Consider the following 23,251-nt stretch of genomic DNA (forward strand, 5'->3'; position numbering starts at 1 on the left):
CCACAAGAGGGGAGATTGGATGGAGGATCGTTTCGCCCATCTTTGGCGTCGCGATTCGAGCAGGGGTCTTGCCGCCTGCCGATCTCCCCCCTTGTGGGGGAGATGCCCGGCAGGGCAGAGGGGGGGCAGCGGCGACCGCCGGCCCTGCTTTTCGCCGCCGCCCTGACACTTTCCGCCGCCGTCCCGGCACTGGCGCAGGAGGGCGGGACGCCCGTGCCGCCGGCGCTGACGGACGAAAGCGTGGTCGGCGTCATGACGCGCGCGGTCGACGACGTCATCCGCCCCGGCTACCGCAGCTTCCAGGCCTCCGCCGGCGCGCTCGCCGAAGCGACCGCCGCCTTCTGCAAGGCGCCGTCCGAAGCCGGCCGGAAGATCGTCGACGATGCCTTCCGGCAGGCGGTCACCGACTGGGGCCGCATCGAGATCGTGCGCATCGGCCCGGTCATCGACGACAACCGCTTCGAGCGCATCCTCTTCTATCCCGACCGCAAGAGCACCGGCCTGAAGCAGGTGCAGGCGCTGCTGCAGAAGGCGAACGAAGCCGATACGGACGCCGCGGCGATGACCGGCAAGAGCGTCGCGATCCAGGGCTTCGGCGCGCTGGAATTCGCGCTTTACGGCACCGGCGCGCAGAAGCTGGCGGACGCGCCGGACACATTCCGCTGCCGATATGCGACCGCCGTCGCCCGCCATATCGAGACGACGGCAAGCCAGCTCGTCACCGCCTGGGACACGCCCGACGGCGTGCAGCAGGACTGGAAGCATCCCGGCCCGAAAAACCCTGTCTTCCGCACCGGCAGGGAGGCTGTCACGGCCCTCCTCGGCATCCTCGTGCACGGGGCGGAGGCGGTGCGCGACCAGCGCATCGAGACCTTCTATCGCCACGGCGGCACGGCGCGGCCGAAATCGGCGGTGTTCTGGCGCTCCGGCAACACCTGGACCTCGATCGACGCCAATATCGAGGGCCTGCGCACGCTGTTCGACATGTCCGGCATGGCCAAGCTCATCGATCCGAACTACCGGTCCATCGCCGGCAATATCGACTTCGTGCTGAAATCGCTGCACCGCGTCGCACCGACCATCGATCCCGACATCGAGAAGGCCGTCTCGACGCCGCAGGAAGAGCAGAAGATCGCCTTCCTCCTCATCAACACGCGCGACCTCATCCTGCGCCTCGACACCGAATATGGCGGGGCGATCGGGCTCGGCGCTGGCTTCTCCTTCGCGGACGGCGACTGATGCGCGCCGGAAGCGCGCTTGTCGACCGCCGCGCCTTCCTGCGCATGGCGGGCGCCGCCTGGGTGGCGGCGCTCGGTCCCCGCGCATCCTTCGCCCTGTCGCGCACCGACGCCGTCTTCGCCTCCGGCTACAGGGAGCGCGACGGGAGCTTCGGCATCGCGGTGCTCTCGGAGGACGGCACGGTCATCGACCGGACGCCGCTGCCGGCCCGCAGCCACGGCATGGCCTTTTCGCCCGCGACCGGCCATCTCGTCGCCTTCGCACGACGCCCCGGCACCTTCGCGCTGGTCGTCGACCGGGGCGGCAGGGCCGCGCCGGTGACCATCGCGGCGGCCGAGGACCGGCATTTCTTCGGCCATGGCTGCTTCTCGCCGGACGGCAGGGTCCTCTATGCCAGCGAGAACGATTTCGACGCCGGCCGCGGCGTTATCGGCCTCTATGACGCAAGCGACGGCTATCGCCGCATCGGCGAATATTCGACCTACGGCATCGGCACGCACGACCTATCCGTCAGCGACGACGGCCGACTGCTGATCGCCGCCAACGGCGGCATCGAAACCCATCCGGATTTCGGCCGCACCAAGCTCAACCTCGACCATATGGAGCCTTCGCTCGCCCTGATCGACGCGGCCACCGGCACGCTCGTCGAGCGCCACGCCCTGCCGGAGACGCTGCGACGGCTTTCCACCCGCCACATCGACCTCGACGACAGGGGCCGCATCTGGTTCGCCTGCCAGTACGAGGGGCCGCGCAGCGACCTGCCGCCGCTCGTCGGCCATTTCGGCAAGGGCGAGGACCTGACCTTCCTCTCCCTGCCGGAGGAGACGACGATCGGCCTTGCCAACTATGTCGGCGCCATCGCCGTCAACCGGCGCGAGGGCCTTGTCGGCCTCACCTCGCCGAACGGCGGGCGTTTCGTCGTGCTCGAGGCGGAAAGCGGCCGCGTGCTGCGCGAGGAAACCCTTGCGGACGCCGCCGGCATCGCCGCGGCGCCGCAGGGTTTCGCAGTCTCCTCCTATGACGGCCGCTTCGCCGGGCGCCGGGAAGCCGTCGCCTGGGACCAGCATATAACCGGCCTGATACCGCGCGGCTAAAGCCCCCTGGACGGGCGCGCGCACCGCGCTACTTCCCGGGCATGAGAAACACGCCCCTCGTCTATCTTGCCTTCATCATCCTCGTTCTCGGCGGCGGCCTGCTGATCGGCGCCGGCAACATTCCCGATGAATGGTATCGCTCGCTCGCCAAGCCGGCCTTCAACCCGCCTGACTGGGTCTTCGCACCGGTCTGGAGCCTTCTCTACGCCATCATCGGCGTGGTCGGCGCGCGGACCTGGCTGGCGCTGCGCCGCTCCATGGCGATGCGCCTCTGGTTCGCCCAGATGATCTTCAACTTCGCCTGGTCGCCCGTCTTCTTCGGCCTGCACGATCCGGCGTCGGCGATGATCGTCATTCTCGGTCTCCTCGTCTGCGTGGCGGCCTTCATCGCCGTCTCCTGGCGGCAGGATCGCACGGCGGCGCTCCTCTTTGCGCCCTACCTCGCCTGGGTCGCCTTCGCCACGGCGCTGAACGCCGCAATCCTCCTCCTGAACTGAAAGGCGCTTGCGGCGCGGCATGGGGCGTGCAAACGTTCGGCCACCTTCGCTTATCCCGCCGGCGCGCCGGCAGACCCCGTGTGCATCATGACCGATTTTCCGCCGGCCGATTTCGCCGACCGCATCACCAGAAGCTTTGCCCGACAGGCGGCGATGCGGCTCATCGGCGCCGAACTGACCCGCATCGAGCACGGCACGGTGGAGATCGAGCTGCCCTTCGACGACAAGCTGACGCAGCAGCACGGCTTCCTCCATGCCGGCGTCATCTCCGCCGCACTCGACACGGCCTGTGGCTATGCCGCCTATTCGGTGATCGACGCTGATGCCGCGATCCTCACCATCGAGTTCAAGGTCAACCTCATGTCACCGGGGCGCGGCGAGCGCTTCCTGTTCCGCGGCGAGGTCACCAAGCCGGGCTCCAACATCATCGTCGCAGACGGGCGCGGCTATGCCATCTCCGACGGCCCGGCAAAACTCATCGCCTCGATGACGGGCACGATGATGGTGGTGCGCGGGCGCGAGGACATCGCCGGATGAGCATTTCCCTCAAGCCCGTCGGCCCGCACCGCATCCTCTACGTCATGGCCGTCGATGCCGAATACGGCCCGCACCTGAAAGCCCGCATCGCGCCCTTCATGACCGGGGTCGGCCCCGTCGAAGCGGCCGTGCAACTGACGCGCGCGCTCAGCCGTCTGGAAGCCAAGGGCGGCCTTCCCGATCTCGTCGTCTCGCTCGGTTCCGCCGGCTCGGCGACGCTGGAGCAGACCGGTGTCTACCAGGCGACCTCCCTCTCCTATCGCGACATGGACGCCTCGCCGCTGGGCTTTCCCCGCGGCGCGACGCCCTTCCTCGACCTGCCGGTGGAGGTGCCGCTTCCGGTCCGCATTCCCGGCATAGCCGCAGCGCGCCTTTCGACGGGTGGCGGCATCGTCTCCGGCGCCGCCTATGCGGGCATCGACGCGGACATGGTGGACATGGAGACCTTCGCGGAACTGCGCGCCTGCCAGGCCTTCGGCCTCACGCTCGTTGGCCTGCGCGGCATTTCCGACGGCAAGGCCGAACTCAGCCATATCGGCGACTGGACGGAGTACCTCCACGTCATCGACGAGAAGCTCGCCGAAGCCGTCGACCGGCTGGAGGCGGCCCTGGCCGAGGGAACCCTCATGCCGAGGGGCTGAAGATCCGGCATTTCCCCGTTGCGCGGGACGCGGATTTTCATTAAAGGCTCGCCATGACCCAGACAGCTCATCCCGACAGCGTTCTCATCATCGATTTCGGCAGCCAGGTGACCCAGCTCATCGGGCGGCGCGTGCGCGAAGCAGGCGTCTATTGCGAGATCATCCCCTTCCAATCGGCGGAAGAGGCCTTCCACCGCATGCGGCCGAAGGCGATCATCTTCTCCGGCGGCCCCGCATCGGTGCTCGACCAGGGCAGCCCGCGCGCGCCGCAGGTCGTCTTCGATTCCGGCCTGCCGATCCTCGGCATCTGCTACGGCCAGCAGACGCTCGCCACCCAGCTCGGCGGCACCGTCGAAGGCGGCCATGCCCGTGAGTTCGGCCGCGCCGACGTCGAGATCCTGAAAGCGAGCCCCCTCTTCGAAGGCTTCTGGGACGTGGGCAAAAAATATCCGGTCTGGATGAGCCACGGTGATCGCGTGACGGTCGCGCCCGAGGGCTTCGAAATCATCGGCACCTCCGAAAACGCGCCCTTCGCCATCTGCGTCAACGAGGCGAAGCGCTATTATACGACGATGTTCCATCCGGAAGTGGTGCACACGCCCGACGGGGCGAAGCTGCTCTCCAACTTCGTGCACAAGATCGCCGGCATCAAGGGCGACTGGTCGATGTCGGCCTATCGCGCCCGCGCCGTGGAAGCCATTCGCGAGCAGGTCGGCGACAAGCGCGTCATCTGCGCGCTGTCGGGCGGTGTAGACAGTTCCGTCGCGGCCCTCCTCATCCATGAGGCGGTCGGCGCGCAGCTCACCTGCATCCTCGTCGACCACGGCCTGATGCGCAAGAACGAGGCGGCCGACGTCGTCGCCATGTTCCGCGAGCACTACAACCTGCACCTCATCCATGTCGACGCGGTCGACCGGTTCGTCGGCGAGCTGGAAGGCGTTTCCGATCCGGAGACCAAGCGCAAGATCATCGGCCGCCTGTTCATCGAGGTGTTCGAGGACGAGGCCAGGAAGCTCGGCGGCGCGGAATTCCTCGCCCAGGGCACGCTCTATCCCGACGTCATCGAGAGCGTCTCCTTCACCGGCGGCCCCTCGGTCACCATCAAGTCGCACCACAATGTCGGCGGCCTGCCCGAGCGCATGAACATGAAGCTCGTCGAGCCGCTGCGCGAACTCTTCAAGGACGAGGTGCGCGTGCTCGGCCGCGAACTCGGCCTGCCGGACAGTTTCATCGGCCGTCATCCCTTCCCGGGACCGGGCCTTGCCATCCGCTGCCCGGGCGGCATCACCCGAGACAAGCTGGAGATCCTGCGCGAGGCCGACGCCATCTATCTCGACGAGATCCGCAAGGCCGGCCTCTACGACAAGATCTGGCAGGCCTTCGCCGTGCTGCTGCCGGTCCAGACCGTCGGCGTGATGGGCGACGGGCGCACCTACGAATTCGTCTGCGCGCTGCGCGCCGTCACCTCCGTCGACGGCATGACCGCCGATTTCTACCACTACGACATGAACTTCCTCGGCCGCGCCGCCACCCGCATCATCAACGAGGTGCGCGGCATCAACCGTGTGGTCTACGACGTCACGTCGAAGCCGCCGGGCACGATCGAGTGGGAGTGAAGGATCGCCGCCCGCGGCGCTGAGCCTGCGGCCTGCAGAACGAGATTGAGCACAGCCCCGACGCCCCGCGTCGGGGCTGTTGCCGTTTGACTTGCCGGCCGGCCGGCGCCAGCATGGTCCGACTTCCGTCCCTTTCCCCAAAAAAACCGGACGGCGATGTCACAAACGGCGATGTCCCCTCGTCATAGCGGCGTGTGAACGAAAAGGAGACTGGAATGTCACCCCGCATGACCGATTACTTCAAGCGCGCAGAGCCGGCCTTCAAGGCGATGTTTTCCCTGGAGGCGGCACTGAAGGCGAGCCCTCTCGATGCGCTGCTCGTGCACCTGGTGAAGGTGCGCGCCTCGCAGATCAACGGCTGCACCTACTGCATCCACATGCATGTGGGGGAGGCGCTGAAGGACGGCGAGGACCCGACGCGCCTCCACCTTCTTGCCGGATGGCGCGATTCGTCGCTCTATTCGCCGCGCGAGCGGGCAGCGCTCGCCTGGACCGAAGCGCTGACGCTGGTGGCTGAGACCCATGCGCCCGACGAGGACTGGGCCGCCGTCGAGGCCGCCTTCACGCCCGACGAGCAGGCCTGGCTGACGGTCGCCATCGGAGCGATCAACCTCTGGAACCGCGTGCAGGTGGGCCTTCGCGCCGAGCACCCGGCGACACGGCTCCATGCCGCCTGATCCGTCCACCGAGATCTTCGAGGCGCAGCGGCCCCGGCTGCTGCGCCTTGCCTACCGGATGCTCGGCGCGCATGCGGAGGCCGAGGACATCGTGCAGGAGGCCTGGCTGCGCTGGCATCGCAGCGACCGCGGCCGCGTGGCCGAGCCGGCCGCTTGGCTGACCCGCATCGTCTCGCGCCTCTGCCTCGACGCGATGAAATCCGCCCGCTTCCGCCGCGAGACCTATCCCGGCACCTGGCTGCCCGAGCCGCTGATCGAGCCGGCCGACGAGGAGATGCGCGCGGACAACATCACGCTGACGCTGATGGTGGCGCTGGAGCGCCTGTCGCCGCTGGAGCGGGCGGCGTTCCTCCTGCACGACGTCTTCAACCAGCCGGTGGACGAGGTGGCGGCGACGCTGCAGCGCAGCCCCGCGGCAACCCGGCAGCTTGCGGCACGGGCACGCGCGCATGTGCGGGTCGACCAGCCGCGTTACGAGATCGCGCGGGAGGACAGCCGGGCGATCGTGGAGGCCTTCTTCGAAGCCTGCCGCCTGGGGGATGCGACGGCGCTCGGCTCCATGCTGGCGGAGGACGCGACGCTCCGCTCGGACGGCGGCGGGAAGGTCATGGCCTTTCCCAATGCGATCCACGGGACGGATCGGCTGGTGCGCCTCTATCTCGGGCTTTCGCGCAAGCTCGGCGGACGCATGGAATTCCTCGGCCATCTCGTGATCGACGGCCTGCCGGGATTTCTCAGCCGGGTCGACGGCCACCTGCAGACCTCGGCGCTGGACATTTCCGGCGGGCGCATCACCGCGATCTACATCACGCGCAACCCGGAGAAGCTGGCCAGGCTGACCGGCGCCTGACGGCTCAGAACCCGAAGGACTGCTGCGCCGGCGCCGGCGGATCGAAGGAGACGCCTTCCAGCGCCAGCATCTTCAGCTTCGACGAGGCACCGCCCGGCGCGGAAAAGCCGCCGACCTTGCCGCCGGCGGCGAGCACGCGGTGGCAGGGGATGATGAGCGCCACTGGGTTCTTCGCCATTGCCTGGCCGATCTCGCGCGCGGCTTCCGGCCCGGCGCCGAGTTCGCGGGCAAGCGCCCCGTAGGTCGTCGTCTCGCCCCAATGCACCCGGCGGGCGGCATCGTAGATCGCCCGGAAGAAAGCGCTCTGGCCGGCAAGGTCGAGCGGCACGTCGGTGAAATCCGCTTCCTCGCCGGCAAAGTAGCGCTGCACGGCGGCCACCGCCGCGGTTATCGCCGATGGCGGCTCGGACGCTTCCGCCTCGGGCAGGTGGCGCAGCAGCAGGCGGCGCGTCGTGGCGGCATCCTCGCCCGGAAGCTGGAACCGCACGACGCCGGCCGCCGTCCAGGCGATGCCGCACGGCCCGCCCGCGGTGTCGAAGATCAGATAGTGGGCCTTGCCGGTCATGTCGGGGCTCCTGTTCCCGTTTCGTCACAAGATCGGGCTTCGCCCGGTCGCTTTCAACCCGTTTCTTGCCGGGACTTGTGCGGATCGCCGCCAATTCGCATAAACCGTCCCGAAAACGAACCGGCAAGGAGACGACGTGGAACATTCGCAGATCATCATCAGCGGCGATACGGCAGGCATCGAATGGCGCATCCCCGTGTTCCGCTTCAAGGGCGGCGACGCCGCCGCTCCCTCCGTCTATATCCAGGCCGCGCTGCACGCCAACGAACTGCCGGGCGTGGCGCTCCTGCATTTCCTCCTGGAACGGCTGGACAGGGCGGAGGCGGACGGCGCGATCCGCGGCGACATTACCGTCGTCCCGCAGGCCAATCCGATGGGCCTTGCACAATCGCATTTCGGCGAGATGGAGGGCCGGTTCGATCTCGGCACGCGCACCAATTTCAATCGCGACTTTCCGCTCGTGGCGCTCGGCGAGCGCGAGACGCTGCTGGAGGATATCGACCGCCGCAGCGCCGTCGACCGCCTGAAGCGCAGCCTGCTGCACGCCGCGCTCGGCGCCGATCTCGTGCTGGACCTGCACTGCGACGACGAATCCCTGCAATATGCCTATATCGACGCGGCCTTCTGGCCGGAGGCGGCCGATCTTGCGGCCGAACTCGACATGGCGGCGGTCTTCCTGTCCGACGGTGAAAGCTCCGCCTTCGAGGAGGCCGTCGGCCACGCCTTCAAGCGCCAGGGCGGGGAGAAGCTGGCGACGGTCCCCGGCCGCCTCTCGGTGACCGTCGAACTGCGCGGCAAGCGCGACGTCCGTCCCGACATGGCGAAGGCGGATGCGGCGGGCCTCTGGCGCTTCCTCGCCGGCCGCGGCGTCGTCGCCGACCCCGCCCATGCGGCAAAGACCTATGCCGGCCCCGCCGTGCCGCTCGACAATATCGAGATGGTGCGGGCGCCCGAGCCCGGCACCGTGCTGTTCCATCGCGATATCGGCGAGACGGTGAAGGCCGGCGATCTCCTCGCCACGCTGATCACCCGGCCCGGCGCGCCGGACGGCACGCTGGCGGTGACGGCCGCCCATGACGGGCTGATCGCCACCCGCGCCTCCGCCCGCCATGCCCGGCGCGGCGACGACCTGATGAAGATCGCCTGCCACGAGGCGACGCGCCGGAACCGCAAGCCCGGCACGCTGGAAGACTGAGGAACGCACCGGCGGAAAGAAACCTGCGCGGGGCGCCGCCCGCCCCTCGCAATCCCCGCGCCCGAAGCAATATATAGGTGCGAGACCGGCACGCGCACAGGCCACGCCGCCCTGGGATGATCCGCACGCATCATGTTTGAGACGTTCTCCGCCTATTGGCCGCATATCCTGGTCGCCCTGTCGATCCTTCTCGGCGTGCCGGCGGCCATCCATGCCACGATGACCAAGGAAGAGGTGCGCGCGGCGATCGGCTGGGTCGGCGTCATCATGCTCTCGCCGGTCGTCGGCCCGCTCATCTATGCCATCGGCGGGGTGAACCGCATCCGCCGCAAGACGCTGAACCTCAGCCGCGAAGGCCTGCTCGCCGCCGGCTGGCACCATATGGCGGAATACGACGTTTCGAACGAGCACATGCAGGCAGCCTATGGCGGGGCGCTCGCCGCCATGCAGCGCGTCGGCGACACGGTCGGGCGCTGCAAGCTGACCTCCGGCAACCGCATCGACCTGCTGTCCACCGGCGACGAGGCCTTTGCCGCCATGCTGGCCGCGATCGCGGCCGCCGAGCGCTCGATCCTGCTCGAAACCTATATCTTCGACCGCGACCCGGCCGGCGAGCGTTTCGTCGCGGCCCTGTCGGAGGCCGTGGCGCGCGGCGTGCAGGTGCGCGTGTTGATCGATGCGGTCGGCGCGCGCTACTCGATCCCCTCTATCGTCTCCGACCTGCAGCGGGCGAAGGTGCCGACGGACGTCTTCAACGGCAATATCGTCATGGGCCTGCGCCTGCCCTATGCGAACCTGCGCACCCACCGGAAGATCCTCATCGTCGACGGCAGCGTCGCCTTCACCGGCGGACTGAACATCCGCGCCGGCTTCTGCGCGGAATTCTCCGGCGAGGCGGCGGCGCTCGATACGCATTTCCGCCTGACCGGCCCGGTGGTCAGCGACCTCTTCCGCATCGCCTACGAGGACTGGCGCTTTTCCGGCGGCGACGAGCTTGCGGGCGAGGCCTGGCAGATCGCCCCGCCGCCCGACGCGCCGGAGACCGGCATGCTCGCCCGTGTCGTGCCGTCGGGCCCGGACAAGAGCCTGGAGGCCAATCACCGCATGCTGATGGGCGCGGTGTCGGTCGCCCGGCGACACATCCGCATCGTGTCGCCCTATTTCCTGCCGGACCGCGAGCTGATCAGCGCGATCCTCACGGCGGCGCGGCGCGGGGTGGAGATCGACATCATCGTGCCGTCGGCCAACAACCTGAAGCTGGTCGACCTCGCCATGACGGCGCAATTCGACCAGATCCTGAAACACGGCTGCCGCATCTGGCGCGCCTCCGGCGCCTTCAACCATTCCAAGCTCACGGTCATCGACGGCGCCTGGTCCTATATCGGCTCGTCGAACATCGACCCGCGCTCGCTGCGGCTGAATTTCGAGGTGGATATCGAGGTGGTCGACGCCGGCTTCGCCGACCTCATCGGCCGGCGCATCGCCGCCGCACTCTCCAGCGCCGAGGAGGTCAAGCTCGACGATCTGAGGGCCCGCCCCTTCGCCCAGCGCCTCGTCGAGCGCATCACATGGCTCGGCTCACCCTATCTGTAGGCCGGAAGGCGCGCTCCCAGACGACCTTGAGGTCGATATGCGCCTTGATCGGCAGGTGATCGGACGCGACGCGGGCAAGCGGCGTGTCGTGCACCTCGACGGAGGTGACGAGATCGTGCGGATGGCCGAGCGCGCGGTCGAGCGCCAGGACCGGAAAGCGTGAGGGAAAGGTCGGCACGGCGCCGGAGGCGGGATCGAAGGTCGGCTGGAGGCGCGACAGCGAGGAACGGCGGCCGACGCGCCATTCGTTGAGATCGCCGACGAGCAGGGTCGGCATCTCCTCTTCCTCCGCCACAGAGGCGAGGATCGCCATGGCCTGCTGCTCGCGCGAGCGCTTCAGGAGGCCGAAATGGGCCGCGACCAGCCGCAGCTTGCCGACCGGCAGGTCGAGCGTCGCGACCAGCGCGCCGCGCGGCTCGACGCCCGGCAGCTTCAACTGGCGCACCCCGCCGACGGCGCCCTTGCGGATCAGGATCATGTTGCCGTGCCAGCCGTGGCCGGTCGAGGACAGCGCGGTGATCGGCACCGGCAGGAGACCGCAGTCCCGTTCCAGGATCGCAAGGTCAAGCAGGCCGGACCGCTCGCCGAAGCGCTTGTCCGCCTCCTGGATGGCGATGATGTCCGCGTCGATCTCGGCGATCACGCGCGCCGTGCGCTCCGGATCGAAGCGCCGGTCGACGCCCACGCATTTGTGCACGTTGTAGGACGCGATCACGGTATCGCCGGGGCGATTGTTTTCCGGCGGCCGATGGCCGCGGCGGTTGCGGATGGCGGCCAGCAATGCGGCCGGCATCATCTTGTCGTTCGGCTTCCTGTCCACGTGTCCTTCCTTGCGGCCCCTCCATCATATGGGCGCTTTGCCTCGATCGGCAACCTTTCACCGCCAGGAAGGTTCCGCGAAATGGCTGGAGTTTGCCAGGGGAAAGTGGGAACCCGTTTTCCCGAAGAGACAAACGAAAACAAAGAAACCTGGAATCTGTCAGGTTCAGAACAAGCCTGACGGAGCCTAGGGAAGCGCGCTCACCTGCATTTTCGGGCTGTCGAGCAGGATGGTCGAGCGCAGCGTCTTGATCTCGCCGATCCGCTCGAACTCGCTCCACAGCAGCCGGCGATAATCGGCGACGTCCTTCACGGCGATCTTCAGGAGGAAATCGAAATCGCCGGCGACCGTATGGCATTCCACCACCTCCGGCATGCGCCGCACGAGATCGATGAAGCGCTCGCCGACGCGCGGGGCCGTGCGCTCCAGCGTCACTTCCAGGAAGGCCTGGAAACCGATGCCCGCCGCACGCGGATCGACGATCACCGTATGACGGATGACGCCGCTCGCCTCCAGTCGCGCCAGCCGGCGCGACAAGGGCGCCGGCGAGAGGCCGACCTTCTCGGCAAGCCGGTTGTTGGAGAGCCCGGCATCCTCGACGAGCAGGCGGATGATGCGCCGATCCGTCTGGTCCAGCGCCACCTCGTCGCCCGGCTTCCTGTCCATATCCCGCTCCACGCAAAAATCTGCATCAATCTAGCAGCGGCAAGCAAGAAAACAAAAGCATCTTGCGCTTTTGCCGCAATATCATGGTCGATTTTGCGACGGCGTTGGCCTACACCGCTTGAGAGACACACCGCACAAGGAACCCGGCCATGTTCGACGCCCTCACCCGCCAGCCCGACGACCCGCTGCTTGCCCTGATCGGCCTTTTCCGGGCGGACGAGCGCGCCGGCAAGGTGGACCTCGGCGTCGGCGTCTATCGCGACGAGACGGGCGCGACGCCGATCTTCCGTGCGGTCAAGGCGGCCGAACGGCGCCTCGTCGAGACGCAGCCGACCAAGGCCTATGTCGGCCCGGAAGGCGATGCGGTCTTCCTGGAGCGCCTCTGGGCGCTGACGACGGGGGACGCCGGCCGCGGCCGCGCCACGGCCGCGCTGCAGACGCCGGGCGGCTCCGGCGCGCTGCGCCTTGCCGCCGACCTGATGGCGCGCATGGGCGTCAAGGGCATCTGGCTCGGCCTGCCGAGCTGGCCGAACCATGCCAGCATCTTCAAGGCGGCGGGCCTGGAGGTCGTCACCTATCCTTTCTTCGACGCGCCTTCGCAGACCGTGCTCTTCGAACAGATGATGGAGGCGCTTTCCGGCGCCGCGCCGGGCGATGCCGTGCTGCTGCATGCCAGTTGCCACAACCCGACGGGCGCCGGCCTTTCCGCGGAGCAGTGGCGCGCCGTCTCCGATCTCGTCGCCGCCCGCGGCCTGCTGCCGCTCGTCGACATCGCCTATCAGGGCTATGGCCGCGGCCTAGACGAGGATGCCGCCGGGCTGCGCACGCTGCTTGCCACTGCCCCGGAAGCGCTGGTCGCCGTCTCCTGCTCAAAATCCTTCGGCCTCTACCGCGAGCGCACCGGGGCGATCTATGCGGCCTGCGACAGCGCCGGGACGGCGCTGTCCGTGCGCAGCAACCTCGCCGCCCTCGCCCGCACCAGCTATTCCATGCCGCCGGACCACGGCGCGGCCATCGTCGCGACGATCCTCGGCGACGAGGCCCTGAAGGCCGACTGGATGGCGGAGATCGAGACCATGCGGCTGCGCATCGCTTCCATCCGCGAGCGCCTCGCCGCCGGCCTTTCCGGCCGCTGGCAGGTGCTGACGGCCATCCGCGAGCAGGAGGGCATGTTCTCCCTGCTGCCGCTGGAGGAGGCGGACGTGCTGAAGCTGCGCGCCGAACACGCGATCTACATGCCGACCTCCGGCCGCATCAACATCGCCGGCCTCAAGTCGGCCGAGGTCGATGCGGTCATCGAGAAGTTCCTGAGCCTCTGAGGACACGATGTCTGTCGAAACAGCAAGCCGGCCCGAGCGCCATTCCGCCTACGAGGATGCCATCGCCATCGTCGTCGGCACGATGTTCATGGCATTCGGCGTGGTGATCTACACCAAGGCCGTGCTGCTCGCCGGCAGCACGGCTGGCCTTGCCCTGCTCCTGCAATATGCCAGCGGCATCGGCTTCTGGTGGCTGTTCTTCGCAATCAACCTGCCCTTCTACGTCCTCGCGGTCAGAAAGCTCGGCTGGGCTTTCACGCTGCGCACCTTCGCGGCCGTCACACTCGTCTCGATCTTTACCCGGCTAACCTCGGATCTCGTCTCCTTCTCCCATCTCGACCCGCTCTATGCGGCCGTCATGGGCGGCGCGCTGGCCGGCACGGGCCTGCTCATCCTTTTCCGCCACCGCACCGGGCTCGGCGGCATCAACGTGCTGGCGATTTACCTGCAGGACCGTTTCGGCATCCGGGCCGGCTATTTCCAGCTCGCCGTGGACCTTACCATCCTTACCGCCGCCGCCTTCGTCATCCCGCCCGATCGCCTCGCACTCTCCGTGCTCGGCGCCGTCGTCGTCAACATGACGCTCGCCATCAACCATCGCCCGGGCCGCTATCTCGGCGTGACGTGACGCCGGCAACACTCTAAGACACGGTGCACAAGGCAAATCGAGGAGAGACGCGTGACCGTCACGATCTACGGCATCAAGAACTGCGACACGATGAAGAAGGCCCGGACCTGGCTCGACGCAAAGGGCGTCGCCTACCGTTTCCACGACTACAAGGCCGAAGGCATCGATGCGGCAAGCCTGACGCGCTTCGTCGACGCGCTGGGCTGGGAGACGGTGCTGAACCGCGCCGGCACCACCTTCCGCGCCCTGCCGGATGCCGACAAGCAGGATCTCGATGCGAAAAAGGCGATCGCGCTGATGCTCGCCCAGCCCTCGATGATCAAGCGCCCGGTCCTCGACCGCGACGGCGCCCTGACGGCCGGCTTCAAGCCGGAGATCTACGAGACCTTGTTCTAAAATCTACGGCCAGGCGGCATAGGAGGTTTCCGCGCGCACCTGCCGGTTGGCGAGCCCCGCCCGCCGGGCGCGCGGCGAGACGCCGGCCAGCCGCTTGAAGAACCGGCTGAAATAGGCCGCATCGCGAAAGCCGAGCGCTTCGGCGACCTCGGCGATCTGCAGGCTCGACCCGTCGAGCAGCATTTCCGCCTCCATCATCAGCCGGGCATGGATCAGCTCCATCGGCGAGCGCCCGGTGGCGCGCCGTACCGCCGTGTTCAGCCGGTCCGGCGTCACGCCCAGGACCGCGGCATAGTGGGCGAGCGGCCATTGCTCGCGCATGTGCAACTCCACGAGATGCAGGAAGCTGCGCACGGTGGCGCGCGGCGAGGGTTTCGGCTTCTCCGTCGCCGGATTGGCGCGGCGCCAGATGGCGATCAGCAGGAGGGCGAGGTGATGGCGCACCACCTCCTGCATGCCCGCCGCGTTCTCGCGCAGTTCCGCCTCGATCGTCTCCACCGTCTGGAGCATCTTCCTGGCATCCGCCAGCGCCAGCTTGGCGCCGAGGATGGGCCGGGCGATGGCGTCGCGCACCTCCGCGAAGATCGCGCCCGTCGGCATGGCGGGGCCGAGCGCCAGTTCCGGGATCGCCAGCGCCGCCCCCTCCGCGCCGGCATCGAAGAGCACCGTGCCGCGCTCGCCGGCCGGCGCCCAGACGATGGAGGGGCCGGAAAGCCCGAGGTCCGCCGGGCCGAGCGACACCCGCCCGCTGCCGGACAGGAGCAGGAAGACGCGGTTGCGCCCGCCGCGGAAGGTCCAGCCGGACTGCGACAGCGCCCCGCGGAAGAGCCGCGCCTCCGTCGGCAGAGGCGGAGCAGTGCCGGCGGCGCGATGCGGCGGCGCAAGAGCATCCCGGAAGGGCATGGCGATGGTCTCCTTACCGTGAAAAATACAAGTATCTCTTGTAAAAGTCTATTCCGCCCTGCCCCGCCTGCGGCTACCCTTTCATCCGTCAAGAAGCGACAGCAGGCCCGGAGGAGAATGCGGCCGCTGCCCGCCTGGACGCGACGCCTGCCGAAGAGCAGGCCTTTTGGGAGGAATTGACGATGAAATCTCTGCAACGCAGGCACGTCCTGCGCATGATGGCGGCCGCCTCCGCCCTGCTGGCGACGGGCATCGCACCAGGGGCGCTTGCGCAGGACCGCACCTCGGTGAAGATCGGCTATGCCATTTCCAAGACCGGGCCCAATGCCGGCGGCGCCGGCATCACGACGCTGCCGAACTATCAGCTCTGGGTGAAGGACGTGAACGATGCCGGGGGGCTGGAACTGCCCGACGGCACGAAGCTGCCGATCGAGGTGATCGAATACGACGACCGCTCCACCTCGGAGGAACTGGTGCGCGCCGTCGAGCGCCTGGCGACGCAGGACGAGGTCGACTTCATCCTCGCGCCCTGGGGCACAGGCTTCAACCTTGCCGCAGCCCCGCTCTTCGACCGTTACGGCTATCCGCAGCTCGCCGTCTCCTCCGTCACCGACAAGGCGCCGGATTTCGTCAAGCGCTGGAAGAAGAGCTTCTGGATGCTCGGCGGCGGCCATGACTATGCGGGCGCGCTCGCCGGCATCATCAAAAAGGCGGCGGCCGACGGCACGCTCAACACCAAGGTCGCCATGGTCTCGGTCGCCGACGGTTTCGGCATCGACCTCGTGACGGCCGCGCGGCCCGCCTTCGCGGAGGCCGGCATCGAGATCGTCTACGACAAGACCTATCCGGTCGGCACGTCGGACTTCACGCCGATGATCAACGAGGCGAAGGCGAGCGGCGCCGACAGCTTCGTCGCCTTCTCCTATCCGCCGGATACCTTCGCGCTGACCCAGCAGTCGCAGGTCGCCGATTTCAATCCGAAACTGCTCTATCTCGGCGTCGGAACGGGCTTTCCGGTCTACGGCAAGAACAATGGCGACAATGCCACCGGCATCATGAGCCTCGGCGGCATCGACCCGGCGAACGAGGCAAACGCCGCCTATCGCAAGCGCCACGAGGAAGTGACCGGCCAGGGGCCTGACTACTGGGGCAGCGTCATCACCTATGCCTCGCTGCAGATGCTGCAGGAGGCGATCAAGCGCAAGGGCCTCGACCGCGAGGCCGTCTCGGCGGAACTGTCGACCGGCACGTTCCAGACCGTGCTCGGCGAGACGAAGATGGAGGACAACCAGCTTCGCACGCTCTGGTGGACCGGCCAGTGGCAGAACGGTGAGTTCGTCGGCATCGCCCCCGCCGACCATGCCGGCGCCAGCCAGCCCATCCTGCCGCGGCAGGCGTGGAAGAAGTAGCCCAAACCTCCGAGGGGATCGAAGGGCGCTTTGGCGGACCGGCCCTTTCCCTCCCTCATGACCGGAACGGGCACGACTGCCCCTCACCCCGGCCCTCTCCCCGCAAGCGGGGAGAGGGGGATGGCAACGGCGCAGCCAGGTTTCCTTCTCCCCGTTCACGGGGAGAAGGTGGCCGGCACGCCGGATGAGGGGCATTCTGTCATCGACTGAAAACGGCGCGGTGCATGCCAGCGGCCGGCAAATGTAAGGAGCGGCCATGCTCGTCACGGCCTTGTTGTCCGGGCTCGTGCTCGGCGGAACCTATGCGCTGGTCGCGATGGGGCTGACGCTCCAGTACGGCATCGCGCGCATTATGAATCTTGCCTATGGCGAGACGATCATCGCGGCCGCCTTCCTCGCCTATGTGCTGTTCAACGGCCTCGGCATCAATCCGATGCTCGGCCTTCTTGCCGCCGTGCCGCTCGGCTTCCTCTTCGGCTATCTCGTCTACGGCCTGATGATGCGCCCGCTGGTGCGCCGCGCGAAGAGCCGGGAGACGCTGGAGATCGATTCCATCCTTGCCACCTTCGGCCTGCTCTTCGTCATCCAGGGCGTCATGCTCGTGCTCTTCGGCAGCAACTATACGAGCTACAGCTATCTCAATATCGGCGTCAGCGTGTTCGGCACCACGATCGCGGCCAACCGCCTCATCGCCTTCGCGCTCGCCATCGTCCTCGGCGGCGGGTTGTATCTGCTCCTCACCCGCACCCTCTGGGGCACGGCACTGCGCGCCGTCGCCGTCTCGCCGGCCTCCGCGCCGCTCGTCGGCATCGATGTCGAGCGCGCGGCGCGCACGGCCTTCGCCATCGGCGGGGCGCTGGCGGCCGCCGGCGGCGTCGTCATCTCCATGTACCAGACCTTCACCGCCACGGCCGGCGTCGTCTTCACGATGAAGGCGCTGATCGTCGTCATCATGGGCGGTGTCGGCAATATTCTCGGCGCGCTCTTCTCCGGCCTGCTGCTCGGCCTCGTCGAGACCTTCGTGGCGACCTATGTCGATCCCGGCCTGACGCTCGCCGCCACCTACCTCATCTTCCTCGCCATCCTGCTCTGGCGCCCCGCCGGCCTCTTCGGGAGGAGCGCGCGATGACGGCACGCACGCTTCCCGGCCTCCTCGTCGCCGGCCTCGTTCTCGCCGCGCTCGCCGTCCTGCCCTTCTTCGCCGGGCCCTATGCGGTGACGCTGATGATCGGCATGACCGGCTATGTGGTGCTCGCCACCGCCTGGGGCCTGTTCTCCGGCCCGACGCGCTACGTCTCGCTCGCCACGGTCGCCTTCTTCGGCATCGGCGCCTATACGGTCGGCGTCTTCAGCGAGACCCTGCCCTATCCGCTCGTCCTTCTCGTCGCGGCCCTGATCGGCCTTGCCGTGGCGCTGGTCGTCGGGCTCTCGACACTTCGGCTTGCCGGCGTCTATTTCGTGATCTTCACCTTCGGGCTTGCCGAACTCATCCGCCAGCTCGTCACCTGGTACGAGGTCAACGTGACGGGCACGCTCGGCCGCTACATCTTCCTGCCCGTGACGCCGGAGGGCATCTACTGGCAGCTGCTGGCGCTCGCCGCCGCCACCTTCCTCCTCTCCTGGGGCATCGGCCGCACGCGCTGGGGCCTCGCCCTGAAGGTCATCGGCGACGACGAGGTGGTGGCAAGCCATTGCGGCATCGACATCACCCGGCTGAAGCTCGCGCTCTTTGCCGCAAGCGCCGTGATCATCACGCTCGTCGGGGCCATCCAGGCACCGCGCTGGACCTATATCGAACCGAGCATCGTCTTCAACCCGACCATCTCCTTCCTGACGCTGATCATGGCGCTGCTCGGCGGGGCGGACCGGCTGTGGGGCCCGCTGCTCGGCGCCATCCCGCTCTTCCTGCTCTTCGAATGGCTTTCCGCCAACTTCCCGAACCACTATCCGATCATCCTCGGCCTCGTCTTCATCGCCATCGTCTTCGTTCTGCCGAAGGGCGTGCTGGCGGCAATTGAAAGCCGGCTAAGGAAAGGCGGTGCGCGATGAGCGAGCTTCTCGCCCTCACCGGCCTTACCAAGCGCTTCGGGGGCCTCACCGCCGTCAATGCCGTCTCATTCTCGCTGGAGCGCGGCGAGGTCGCCGGCCTGCTCGGCCCGAACGGCTCCGGCAAGACGACGGTGCTCAACATGATCTCCGGCTTCCTGCCGCCGAGCGGCGGGCGGATCGCCCTCAAGGGCGAGGCGATTTCCGGCCTTGGCCCGCACCGCATCGCGAGGAGAGGCGTCGCCCGTACCTTCCAGTTGGTGCGCGCGCTCCCCTCGCTGACGGTGGCCGAAAACGTCGTCACTGCGCTCGCCTTCGGTCGCCGGACGCTCTGGGGCAAGGCGGCCCACGAGGCCGCCCACGCCCATCTTGCCGCCGTCGGCCTTGCCGGACGGGCCGACCAGCCGGCCGGCGCCCTCACCTATATCGACCAGAAGCGCATGGAGCTTGCCCGGGCGCTCGCCGCCGAGCCGGAGCTGCTTCTGCTCGACGAATGGCTCGCCGGCCTCAACCCGACGGAGCTTCGCACCGGCATCGACCTCATCCTGTCGCTGAAGGAGCGCGGCATCACCGTGCTCCTCGTCGAGCATGTCATGGATGCGATCCGGGCACTCTGCGGGCGCGCCATCGTCATGAATGCCGGCCGCAAGATCGCCGACGGCCCGACCGGCGAGACGCTGCGGGACCCGGAGGTCGTGCGCGCCTATCTCGGAGACGGCCATGCTTGAGATCCGCGACCTTTCCCTCCATTACGGCCCGCACCTTGCCCTCGACCGGATCTCCGTCACCGTCGGCAAGGGCGAGACCGTCGTCATGCTCGGCGCCAACGGTGCGGGCAAGTCGTCGCTGCTGAAGGCCGCCGCCGGTCTCGTCCGGCCCGATCCTAACGCCGATATCCGCTTTGCCGGCGCCGGCATTGCCGGCCGCCCCGCCCATCTCGTGCTCGAAGCCGGCATCGCGCTGGTGCCGGAGGGCCGCGGCGTCTTCGGCGACCTGACGGTAGAGGAGAACCTTGCCCTCGGCGCCTATGCCAGGCGCGCCCGCGCCCATGGCAAGGCGAGCCGCGAGCTGGTCTACGGCCTCTTCCCGAAGCTCGCCGACCGGCGGCGGCAGTTCGTCAACACCATGTCGGGCGGCGAGCAGCAGATGGTGGCGATCGGCCGCGCGCTGATGTCGAAGCCGGACCTTCTGATGCTCGACGAGCCGAGCCTCGGCCTTGCCCCCGTCGTCGTCGGCGAACTCTTCGCCGCGCTCGGCCGGGTGCGCGAGAGCGGGCTGGCGCTCCTGATCGTCGAGCAGAACGTCAAGATGAGCCTTTCGATCGCCGACCGCGGCTACCTCTTGGAGGCAGGCCGCATCGTCGGCGAGGATACCGCAGCAGGACTGATGAACGACGGCGCGGTGAAGCGCGCGTTCCTCGGCGCAACCGTCTGAATGTCAAGCAGGGAGCAAACCATGTCCGTCCTTGGACTGAAGATCAACAACCTCGACCAGGCCGCCTCCGACGGGCGCACCTTCACCCGCATCAACCCGATTTCCGGCGAGGTCGCCTCGGAGGTCGCCGCCGCCTCGCTGGAGGATGCGCGCCAGGCCGTCAATGCCGCGGCGAAGGCCTTTCCCGCCTGGGCGGCGACGGGGCCTGGCCAGCGCCGCAAGCTGCTTCTCGCCGCCGCCGACAAGCTGCAGGCGAGAACCGTCGATTTCGTCGCCGCCATGGCCGCCGAGACGGGCGCGACGGCCGGCTGGGCGATGTTCAATGTCGGCCTTGCCGCCGACATGCTGCGCGAGGCCGCATCGCTGACGACGCAGATCACCGGCGAGATCATCCCCTCCAACCGCCCCGGCTCGCTCGCCATGGGCGTGCGCCAGCCGGCCGGCGTGGTCCTCTCCATGGCGCCGTGGAACGCGCCGGTCATCCTCGGCGTGCGCTCGCTCGCCACCCCGCTTGCCTGCGGCAACACGGTCGTCATGAAGACTTCCGAGATCTGCCCGCGCACCCACCGGCTGATCGTCGACGCGCTGCACGAGGCCGGCCTGCCGGAAGGCGTGCTCAACGCCATTTCCAACGCGCCGGAGGATGCCGCCGCCATCGTCGAGACGATGATCGCCCATCCCGCCGTGCGCCGCGTCAACTTCACCGGCTCCACCCGCGTCGGCCGCATTATCGCCGAGACCGCCGGGCGCTACCTGAAGCCGGCGCTGCTGGAACTCGGCGGCAAGGCACCCTTCGTGGTGCTCGACGATGCCGATATCGACGCGGCCGTCGCCGCCGCCGCTTTCGGCGCCTACATGAACCAGGGCCAGATATGCATGTCGACCGAACGCATCGTCGTCGACGAGACGGTCGCCGACCGCTTCGTCGCGGCGCTCGCCGAGAAGGCGGCAACCCTCGTTGCCGGCGATCCGCGCGAGGGCAACACGCCGCTCGGCTCCGTCGTCGATGCCCATGCGGCCCAGAGGCTGGAACAGCTCATCCGCGATGCCGTGGGCAAGGGCGCGGTGCTTGCCGCCGGCGGCAGCGTGCGGGGCACCATCGTCGATGCCACCCTGCTCGACCGGGTGACGCCCGCCATGCGCATCTACAGCGAGGAGAGTTTCGGCCCGGTCGTCAGCGTCATCCGCGCGGGCTCGATAGACGAGGCGGTGCGCGTTGCCAACGACACGGAATACGGCCTCTCCGCCGCTGTCTTCGGCCGGGACGTCAACCGCGCCATGCGGGTCGCCCGCCGCATCGAATCCGGCATCTGCCACATCAACGGCCCGACCGTGCACGACGAGGCGCAGATGCCCTTCGGCGGCGTCAAGGAATCCGGCTACGGACGTTTCGGCGGCAAGGCCGGCATCGCCGAATTCACCGAGCTGCGCTGGATCACCGTGCAGGACGGCCCCATCCACTACCCGATCTGACCCATGGCGCTTCTCGACGACAAGACCGCCATCGTGACGGGCGGGGCCGGCAGCATCGGCCTTGCCACCGCCCGGCTTTTCCTCGACGAGGGCGCCAATATCGTCCTCGTCGACAAAGACCGCGTGGGGCTCGAACGGGCCGCAGCCGGCCTGCCGCGGGAGCGCGTGGCGCTCGCGGCGGCCGATGTCACCGACAGCCTTTCGACGAAGGCCTATGTCGACCTTGCCGTCGAGCGTTTCGGCGGCATCGACGTGCTGTTCTCCAATGCCGGCACCTTCGGCACCGTCGCTCCCATCGCCGACTATTCGCTCGACGTCTTCGACGCCGTGCAGGCTGTCCATGTGCGCGGCGCCTTCCTTGCGGCCAAGCATGCCGTGCCGCATATACGCGCCGGCGGCAGCATCGTCATCACCTCCAGCGTGGCGGCGACGCGCGGCGATCCCGGCGTCTATGCCTATATCACCGCCAAGCACGCCCAGACCGGCCTGATGCGCTGCCTTGCCAAGGAGCTCGCCCCGCGCGGCATCCGCGTCAATACGGTCAATCCCGGCCCCGTCGACAACGGCTTCCAGCTTGCCGTGGAACAGGGTTTTGGCGCCGCGACCGGCATGGACGGCACGGATTTCTTCAACACGCTCATCCCCATGGGGCGCCATGCGAGCGCCGGGGAGATCGCCCGCTCGGTGCTCTACCTCGCCTCGGACCAGTCGAGCTTCGTCACCGGGACGATGCTGATGGTCGACGGCGGCATGAGCACCTGACGGCAGAAGACCCGGATGCAGGGAGATCCGGGCCTTGGGGGAGGTCAGCGGGAAGGCTGCTTACTTGCAGACCTTGATCTTCTTGATGATCACATTGCCGTAGTAGTCGTAGGCCTTGACCTTCTTGATGAAGCAGTGCGGCTTGTAGCCGTAGCTGTAGTAACCGGCGTGCGAGGGAGCGGCGAAGGAGATGGCGGCAACGGCGGCGATGGCGGCGGAAACGATGATCTTGCGCATGGGGTCTCTCCTGATCGGTTGAGGATGAGCCTCTCTCATCCGGTGATCAGAAGATCGCACATCGCCCCGCCTGCCGCTGTTCCGCAGGAAACAAGCAAGAACTAGCGAAAAAGCCGCTCCACATAATCCCGCCCGAGCCCGACCTTGTCATAGTGGTCGCGACAGAGCGCGATGTAGTTGTGAACGTCGAAGAAACCATCCGGCTCTCCCTTGTCGTCGAGCCAGATGAGCGGGCCCTTGACCTGGAAGAACACCTTCATCGGTTGCTCGTGCTCGTAGGCGACGAGCGTGTGCCCCTCGCCGGGCGTCTCGTAGACGAAATCGCCGGCCGTCGCCGTCCAGTCGTGCTCCAGATAGCCCCACTTGCCGGAGATCGTATAGGCAAAGACCTCGTGCGGGTGGTAGTGGCGGTTCACCAGCCCCGCCTTCTTCGCCATCAGGATATCGCACCACTTGTTCTGCGTCGGGGAGATCCACAGCGGGCGGGAAGAGACCGTCTCGGTGAAGGGCACGTAGTAGCGCTCGTCGTCGGTCGGTGCGTTCTGGAGATAGACTTCCGGCAGGGCATCCGGCTGGAACACCTTGTCGATCGGCTTCAGGTCCTTCCAGAATTCGTTCTTCGCAAGTTCAGGCATGGTTTCCTCCTGTGATGGG

Annotated in this window: 26 protein-coding genes; 20 read left to right on the top strand and 6 right to left on the bottom strand. The window is 67.8% G+C overall.

Features of this window, described 5'->3' with window-relative positions; genetic code table 11:
• Window positions 1–102 precede the first annotated feature (102 nt).
• The 8 genes from AB3G45_RS24540 to AB3G45_RS24575 all read left to right on the top strand — a co-directional run bounded on the left by AB3G45_RS24540 (window position 103) and on the right by AB3G45_RS24575 (window position 7,151).
• On the top strand, window positions 103–1,239 hold the full coding sequence (locus AB3G45_RS24540; RefSeq protein WP_367833015.1) for an imelysin family protein: 1,137 nt from the start codon (window positions 103–105) through the stop codon (window positions 1,237–1,239).
• Window positions 1,239–2,333: a DUF1513 domain-containing protein gene (locus tag AB3G45_RS24545; protein ID WP_367833016.1), complete on the top strand. Its 1,095-nt coding sequence runs from the start codon at window positions 1,239–1,241 to the stop codon at window positions 2,331–2,333. The genes AB3G45_RS24540 and AB3G45_RS24545 overlap by 1 nt, the downstream gene beginning before the upstream one ends.
• Window positions 2,334–2,374: 41 nt before the next feature.
• The gene (locus AB3G45_RS24550) at window positions 2,375–2,830 is read left to right on the top strand and encodes a TspO/MBR family protein (RefSeq protein ID WP_367833017.1); all 456 of its coding nucleotides are present in this window, start codon (window positions 2,375–2,377) and stop codon (window positions 2,828–2,830) included.
• An 87-nt stretch (window positions 2,831–2,917) separates the two neighbouring features.
• Window positions 2,918–3,367, top strand: coding sequence for a PaaI family thioesterase (locus AB3G45_RS24555; protein ID WP_367833018.1), 450 nt, complete (start codon window positions 2,918–2,920; stop codon window positions 3,365–3,367).
• A complete protein-coding gene (locus AB3G45_RS24560; RefSeq protein WP_367833019.1) occupies window positions 3,364–4,008 on the top strand; it encodes a 5'-methylthioadenosine/S-adenosylhomocysteine nucleosidase in 645 nt (214 codons plus the stop codon). Before AB3G45_RS24555 ends, AB3G45_RS24560 begins: the two co-directional genes overlap by 4 nt.
• A 53-nt stretch (window positions 4,009–4,061) precedes the next feature.
• Window positions 4,062–5,624, top strand: a complete 1,563-nt coding sequence (guaA, locus tag AB3G45_RS24565; protein WP_367833020.1) for a glutamine-hydrolyzing GMP synthase — start codon at window positions 4,062–4,064, stop codon at window positions 5,622–5,624.
• 215 nt (window positions 5,625–5,839) lie between these two features.
• Window positions 5,840–6,301 (top strand): carboxymuconolactone decarboxylase family protein, encoded by a 462-nt coding sequence (locus tag AB3G45_RS24570; protein ID WP_367833021.1) that lies wholly within the window; start codon window positions 5,840–5,842, stop codon window positions 6,299–6,301.
• Window positions 6,291–7,151 carry a sigma-70 family RNA polymerase sigma factor gene (locus AB3G45_RS24575; RefSeq protein ID WP_367833022.1) on the top strand — a complete coding sequence of 287 codons (861 nt, stop codon included), beginning with the start codon at window positions 6,291–6,293 and terminating at the stop codon, window positions 7,149–7,151. The genes AB3G45_RS24570 and AB3G45_RS24575 overlap by 11 nt, the downstream gene beginning before the upstream one ends.
• A 4-nt stretch (window positions 7,152–7,155) precedes the next feature.
• Here AB3G45_RS24575 and AB3G45_RS24580 read toward each other — a convergent pair whose 3' ends face one another.
• Window positions 7,156–7,716: a methylated-DNA--[protein]-cysteine S-methyltransferase gene (locus AB3G45_RS24580; RefSeq protein ID WP_367833023.1), complete on the bottom strand. Its 561-nt coding sequence runs from the start codon at window positions 7,714–7,716 to the stop codon at window positions 7,156–7,158.
• 136 nt (window positions 7,717–7,852) lie between these two features.
• Between AB3G45_RS24580 and AB3G45_RS24585 the strand changes: the two genes are divergently transcribed.
• Together AB3G45_RS24585 and AB3G45_RS24590 are read left to right on the top strand one after the other, a co-directional pair.
• Window positions 7,853–8,911, top strand: coding sequence for a succinylglutamate desuccinylase/aspartoacylase family protein (locus AB3G45_RS24585; protein ID WP_367833024.1), 1,059 nt, complete (start codon window positions 7,853–7,855; stop codon window positions 8,909–8,911).
• Between the two features lie 132 nt (window positions 8,912–9,043).
• Window positions 9,044–10,504, top strand: a complete 1,461-nt coding sequence (locus tag AB3G45_RS24590; protein WP_367833025.1) for a phosphatidylserine/phosphatidylglycerophosphate/cardiolipin synthase family protein — start codon at window positions 9,044–9,046, stop codon at window positions 10,502–10,504.
• Here the strand turns inward: AB3G45_RS24590 and AB3G45_RS24595 are convergent.
• A complete protein-coding gene (locus AB3G45_RS24595) occupies window positions 10,476–11,300 on the bottom strand; it encodes an endonuclease/exonuclease/phosphatase family protein (RefSeq protein ID WP_367833666.1) in 825 nt (274 codons plus the stop codon). The two genes, AB3G45_RS24590 and AB3G45_RS24595, sit on opposite strands and share 29 nt — an antisense overlap.
• 210 nt (window positions 11,301–11,510) lie before the next feature.
• A complete protein-coding gene (locus AB3G45_RS24600) occupies window positions 11,511–11,990 on the bottom strand; it encodes an Lrp/AsnC family transcriptional regulator (RefSeq protein ID WP_367833026.1) in 480 nt (159 codons plus the stop codon).
• Between the two features lie 149 nt (window positions 11,991–12,139).
• Here AB3G45_RS24600 and AB3G45_RS24605 point away from each other — a divergent pair, with 149 nt between their 5' ends.
• The 3 genes from AB3G45_RS24605 to AB3G45_RS24615 are packed head-to-tail and all read left to right on the top strand — an operon-like array spanning window position 12,140 to window position 14,333.
• Window positions 12,140–13,309, top strand: a complete 1,170-nt coding sequence (locus tag AB3G45_RS24605) for an amino acid aminotransferase (protein WP_367833027.1) — start codon at window positions 12,140–12,142, stop codon at window positions 13,307–13,309.
• Between the two features lie 7 nt (window positions 13,310–13,316).
• Window positions 13,317–13,937, top strand: coding sequence for a YitT family protein (locus AB3G45_RS24610; RefSeq protein WP_367833028.1), 621 nt, complete (start codon window positions 13,317–13,319; stop codon window positions 13,935–13,937).
• Between the two features lie 51 nt (window positions 13,938–13,988).
• Entirely contained in the window at window positions 13,989–14,333 is a 345-nt protein-coding gene (locus tag AB3G45_RS24615) for an ArsC family reductase (protein WP_367833029.1), read from the top strand.
• A gap of 3 nt (window positions 14,334–14,336) precedes the next feature.
• Here AB3G45_RS24615 and AB3G45_RS24620 read toward each other — a convergent pair whose 3' ends face one another.
• The gene (locus tag AB3G45_RS24620) at window positions 14,337–15,236 is read right to left on the bottom strand and encodes a helix-turn-helix domain-containing protein (protein WP_367833030.1); all 900 of its coding nucleotides are present in this window, start codon (window positions 15,234–15,236) and stop codon (window positions 14,337–14,339) included.
• 182 nt (window positions 15,237–15,418) lie between these two features.
• Between AB3G45_RS24620 and AB3G45_RS24625 the strand changes: the two genes are divergently transcribed.
• The 7 genes from AB3G45_RS24625 to AB3G45_RS24655 all read left to right on the top strand — a co-directional run bounded on the left by AB3G45_RS24625 (window position 15,419) and on the right by AB3G45_RS24655 (window position 22,360).
• The gene (locus AB3G45_RS24625) at window positions 15,419–16,645 is read left to right on the top strand and encodes an amino acid ABC transporter substrate-binding protein (protein ID WP_367833031.1); all 1,227 of its coding nucleotides are present in this window, start codon (window positions 15,419–15,421) and stop codon (window positions 16,643–16,645) included.
• Window positions 16,646–16,901: 256 nt separating this feature from the next.
• Window positions 16,902–17,774 (top strand): branched-chain amino acid ABC transporter permease, encoded by an 873-nt coding sequence (locus AB3G45_RS24630; RefSeq protein ID WP_367833032.1) that lies wholly within the window; start codon window positions 16,902–16,904, stop codon window positions 17,772–17,774.
• The gene (locus AB3G45_RS24635) at window positions 17,771–18,694 is read left to right on the top strand and encodes a branched-chain amino acid ABC transporter permease (RefSeq protein WP_367833033.1); all 924 of its coding nucleotides are present in this window, start codon (window positions 17,771–17,773) and stop codon (window positions 18,692–18,694) included. The genes AB3G45_RS24630 and AB3G45_RS24635 overlap by 4 nt, the downstream gene beginning before the upstream one ends.
• Complete coding sequence (locus AB3G45_RS24640) at window positions 18,691–19,419, top strand: ABC transporter ATP-binding protein (protein ID WP_367833034.1); 729 nt, start codon at window positions 18,691–18,693, stop codon at window positions 19,417–19,419. The genes AB3G45_RS24635 and AB3G45_RS24640 overlap by 4 nt, the downstream gene beginning before the upstream one ends.
• A complete protein-coding gene (locus AB3G45_RS24645; protein ID WP_367833035.1) occupies window positions 19,412–20,125 on the top strand; it encodes an ABC transporter ATP-binding protein in 714 nt (237 codons plus the stop codon). The genes AB3G45_RS24640 and AB3G45_RS24645 overlap by 8 nt, the downstream gene beginning before the upstream one ends.
• Window positions 20,126–20,146: 21 nt before the next feature.
• Window positions 20,147–21,598 carry an aldehyde dehydrogenase gene (locus AB3G45_RS24650; protein WP_367833036.1) on the top strand — a complete coding sequence of 484 codons (1,452 nt, stop codon included), beginning with the start codon at window positions 20,147–20,149 and terminating at the stop codon, window positions 21,596–21,598.
• A 3-nt stretch (window positions 21,599–21,601) separates the two neighbouring features.
• Window positions 21,602–22,360, top strand: a complete 759-nt coding sequence (locus AB3G45_RS24655; protein WP_367833037.1) for an SDR family NAD(P)-dependent oxidoreductase — start codon at window positions 21,602–21,604, stop codon at window positions 22,358–22,360.
• A 60-nt stretch (window positions 22,361–22,420) separates the two neighbouring features.
• Here AB3G45_RS24655 and AB3G45_RS24660 read toward each other — a convergent pair whose 3' ends face one another.
• Together AB3G45_RS24660 and AB3G45_RS24665 are read right to left on the bottom strand one after the other, a co-directional pair.
• The gene (locus AB3G45_RS24660; RefSeq protein ID WP_367833038.1) at window positions 22,421–22,597 is read right to left on the bottom strand and encodes a hypothetical protein; all 177 of its coding nucleotides are present in this window, start codon (window positions 22,595–22,597) and stop codon (window positions 22,421–22,423) included.
• A gap of 101 nt (window positions 22,598–22,698) precedes the next feature.
• Window positions 22,699–23,232 carry a 2,4'-dihydroxyacetophenone dioxygenase family protein gene (locus AB3G45_RS24665; protein WP_367833039.1) on the bottom strand — a complete coding sequence of 178 codons (534 nt, stop codon included), beginning with the start codon at window positions 23,230–23,232 and terminating at the stop codon, window positions 22,699–22,701.
• Window positions 23,233–23,251 lie beyond the last annotated feature (19 nt).

The organism is Shinella sp. S4-D37 (assembly GCF_040812195.1).
Taxonomy (GTDB): Bacteria; Pseudomonadota; Alphaproteobacteria; order Rhizobiales; family Rhizobiaceae; genus Shinella.

What these genes read in the sequence shown, in the direction of transcription:
- AB3G45_RS24540 (WP_367833015.1), top strand. Translation starts at nt 103, where the DNA reads ATGCCCGGCAGGGCAGAGGGGGGGCAGCGGCGACCGCCGGCCCTGCTT.
- AB3G45_RS24545 (WP_367833016.1), top strand. Translation starts at nt 1,239, where the DNA reads ATGCGCGCCGGAAGCGCGCTTGTCGACCGCCGCGCCTTCCTGCGCATG.
- AB3G45_RS24550 (WP_367833017.1), top strand. Translation starts at nt 2,375, where the DNA reads ATGAGAAACACGCCCCTCGTCTATCTTGCCTTCATCATCCTCGTTCTC.
- AB3G45_RS24555 (WP_367833018.1), top strand. Translation starts at nt 2,918, where the DNA reads ATGACCGATTTTCCGCCGGCCGATTTCGCCGACCGCATCACCAGAAGC.
- AB3G45_RS24560 (WP_367833019.1), top strand. Translation starts at nt 3,364, where the DNA reads ATGAGCATTTCCCTCAAGCCCGTCGGCCCGCACCGCATCCTCTACGTC.
- guaA (WP_367833020.1), top strand. Translation starts at nt 4,062, where the DNA reads ATGACCCAGACAGCTCATCCCGACAGCGTTCTCATCATCGATTTCGGC.
- AB3G45_RS24570 (WP_367833021.1), top strand. Translation starts at nt 5,840, where the DNA reads ATGTCACCCCGCATGACCGATTACTTCAAGCGCGCAGAGCCGGCCTTC.
- AB3G45_RS24575 (WP_367833022.1), top strand. Translation starts at nt 6,291, where the DNA reads ATGCCGCCTGATCCGTCCACCGAGATCTTCGAGGCGCAGCGGCCCCGG.
- AB3G45_RS24580 (WP_367833023.1), bottom strand. Translation starts at nt 7,716, where the DNA reads ATGACCGGCAAGGCCCACTATCTGATCTTCGACACCGCGGGCGGGCCG.
- AB3G45_RS24590 (WP_367833025.1), top strand. Translation starts at nt 9,044, where the DNA reads ATGTTTGAGACGTTCTCCGCCTATTGGCCGCATATCCTGGTCGCCCTG.
- AB3G45_RS24595 (WP_367833666.1), bottom strand. Translation starts at nt 11,300, where the DNA reads ATGATGCCGGCCGCATTGCTGGCCGCCATCCGCAACCGCCGCGGCCAT.
- AB3G45_RS24600 (WP_367833026.1), bottom strand. Translation starts at nt 11,990, where the DNA reads ATGGACAGGAAGCCGGGCGACGAGGTGGCGCTGGACCAGACGGATCGG.
- AB3G45_RS24605 (WP_367833027.1), top strand. Translation starts at nt 12,140, where the DNA reads ATGTTCGACGCCCTCACCCGCCAGCCCGACGACCCGCTGCTTGCCCTG.
- AB3G45_RS24610 (WP_367833028.1), top strand. Translation starts at nt 13,317, where the DNA reads ATGTCTGTCGAAACAGCAAGCCGGCCCGAGCGCCATTCCGCCTACGAG.
- AB3G45_RS24620 (WP_367833030.1), bottom strand. Translation starts at nt 15,236, where the DNA reads ATGCCCTTCCGGGATGCTCTTGCGCCGCCGCATCGCGCCGCCGGCACT.
- AB3G45_RS24625 (WP_367833031.1), top strand. Translation starts at nt 15,419, where the DNA reads ATGAAATCTCTGCAACGCAGGCACGTCCTGCGCATGATGGCGGCCGCC.
- AB3G45_RS24630 (WP_367833032.1), top strand. Translation starts at nt 16,902, where the DNA reads ATGCTCGTCACGGCCTTGTTGTCCGGGCTCGTGCTCGGCGGAACCTAT.
- AB3G45_RS24635 (WP_367833033.1), top strand. Translation starts at nt 17,771, where the DNA reads ATGACGGCACGCACGCTTCCCGGCCTCCTCGTCGCCGGCCTCGTTCTC.
- AB3G45_RS24640 (WP_367833034.1), top strand. Translation starts at nt 18,691, where the DNA reads ATGAGCGAGCTTCTCGCCCTCACCGGCCTTACCAAGCGCTTCGGGGGC.
- AB3G45_RS24645 (WP_367833035.1), top strand. Translation starts at nt 19,412, where the DNA reads ATGCTTGAGATCCGCGACCTTTCCCTCCATTACGGCCCGCACCTTGCC.
- AB3G45_RS24650 (WP_367833036.1), top strand. Translation starts at nt 20,147, where the DNA reads ATGTCCGTCCTTGGACTGAAGATCAACAACCTCGACCAGGCCGCCTCC.
- AB3G45_RS24655 (WP_367833037.1), top strand. Translation starts at nt 21,602, where the DNA reads ATGGCGCTTCTCGACGACAAGACCGCCATCGTGACGGGCGGGGCCGGC.
- AB3G45_RS24660 (WP_367833038.1), bottom strand. Translation starts at nt 22,597, where the DNA reads ATGCGCAAGATCATCGTTTCCGCCGCCATCGCCGCCGTTGCCGCCATC.
- AB3G45_RS24665 (WP_367833039.1), bottom strand. Translation starts at nt 23,232, where the DNA reads ATGCCTGAACTTGCGAAGAACGAATTCTGGAAGGACCTGAAGCCGATC.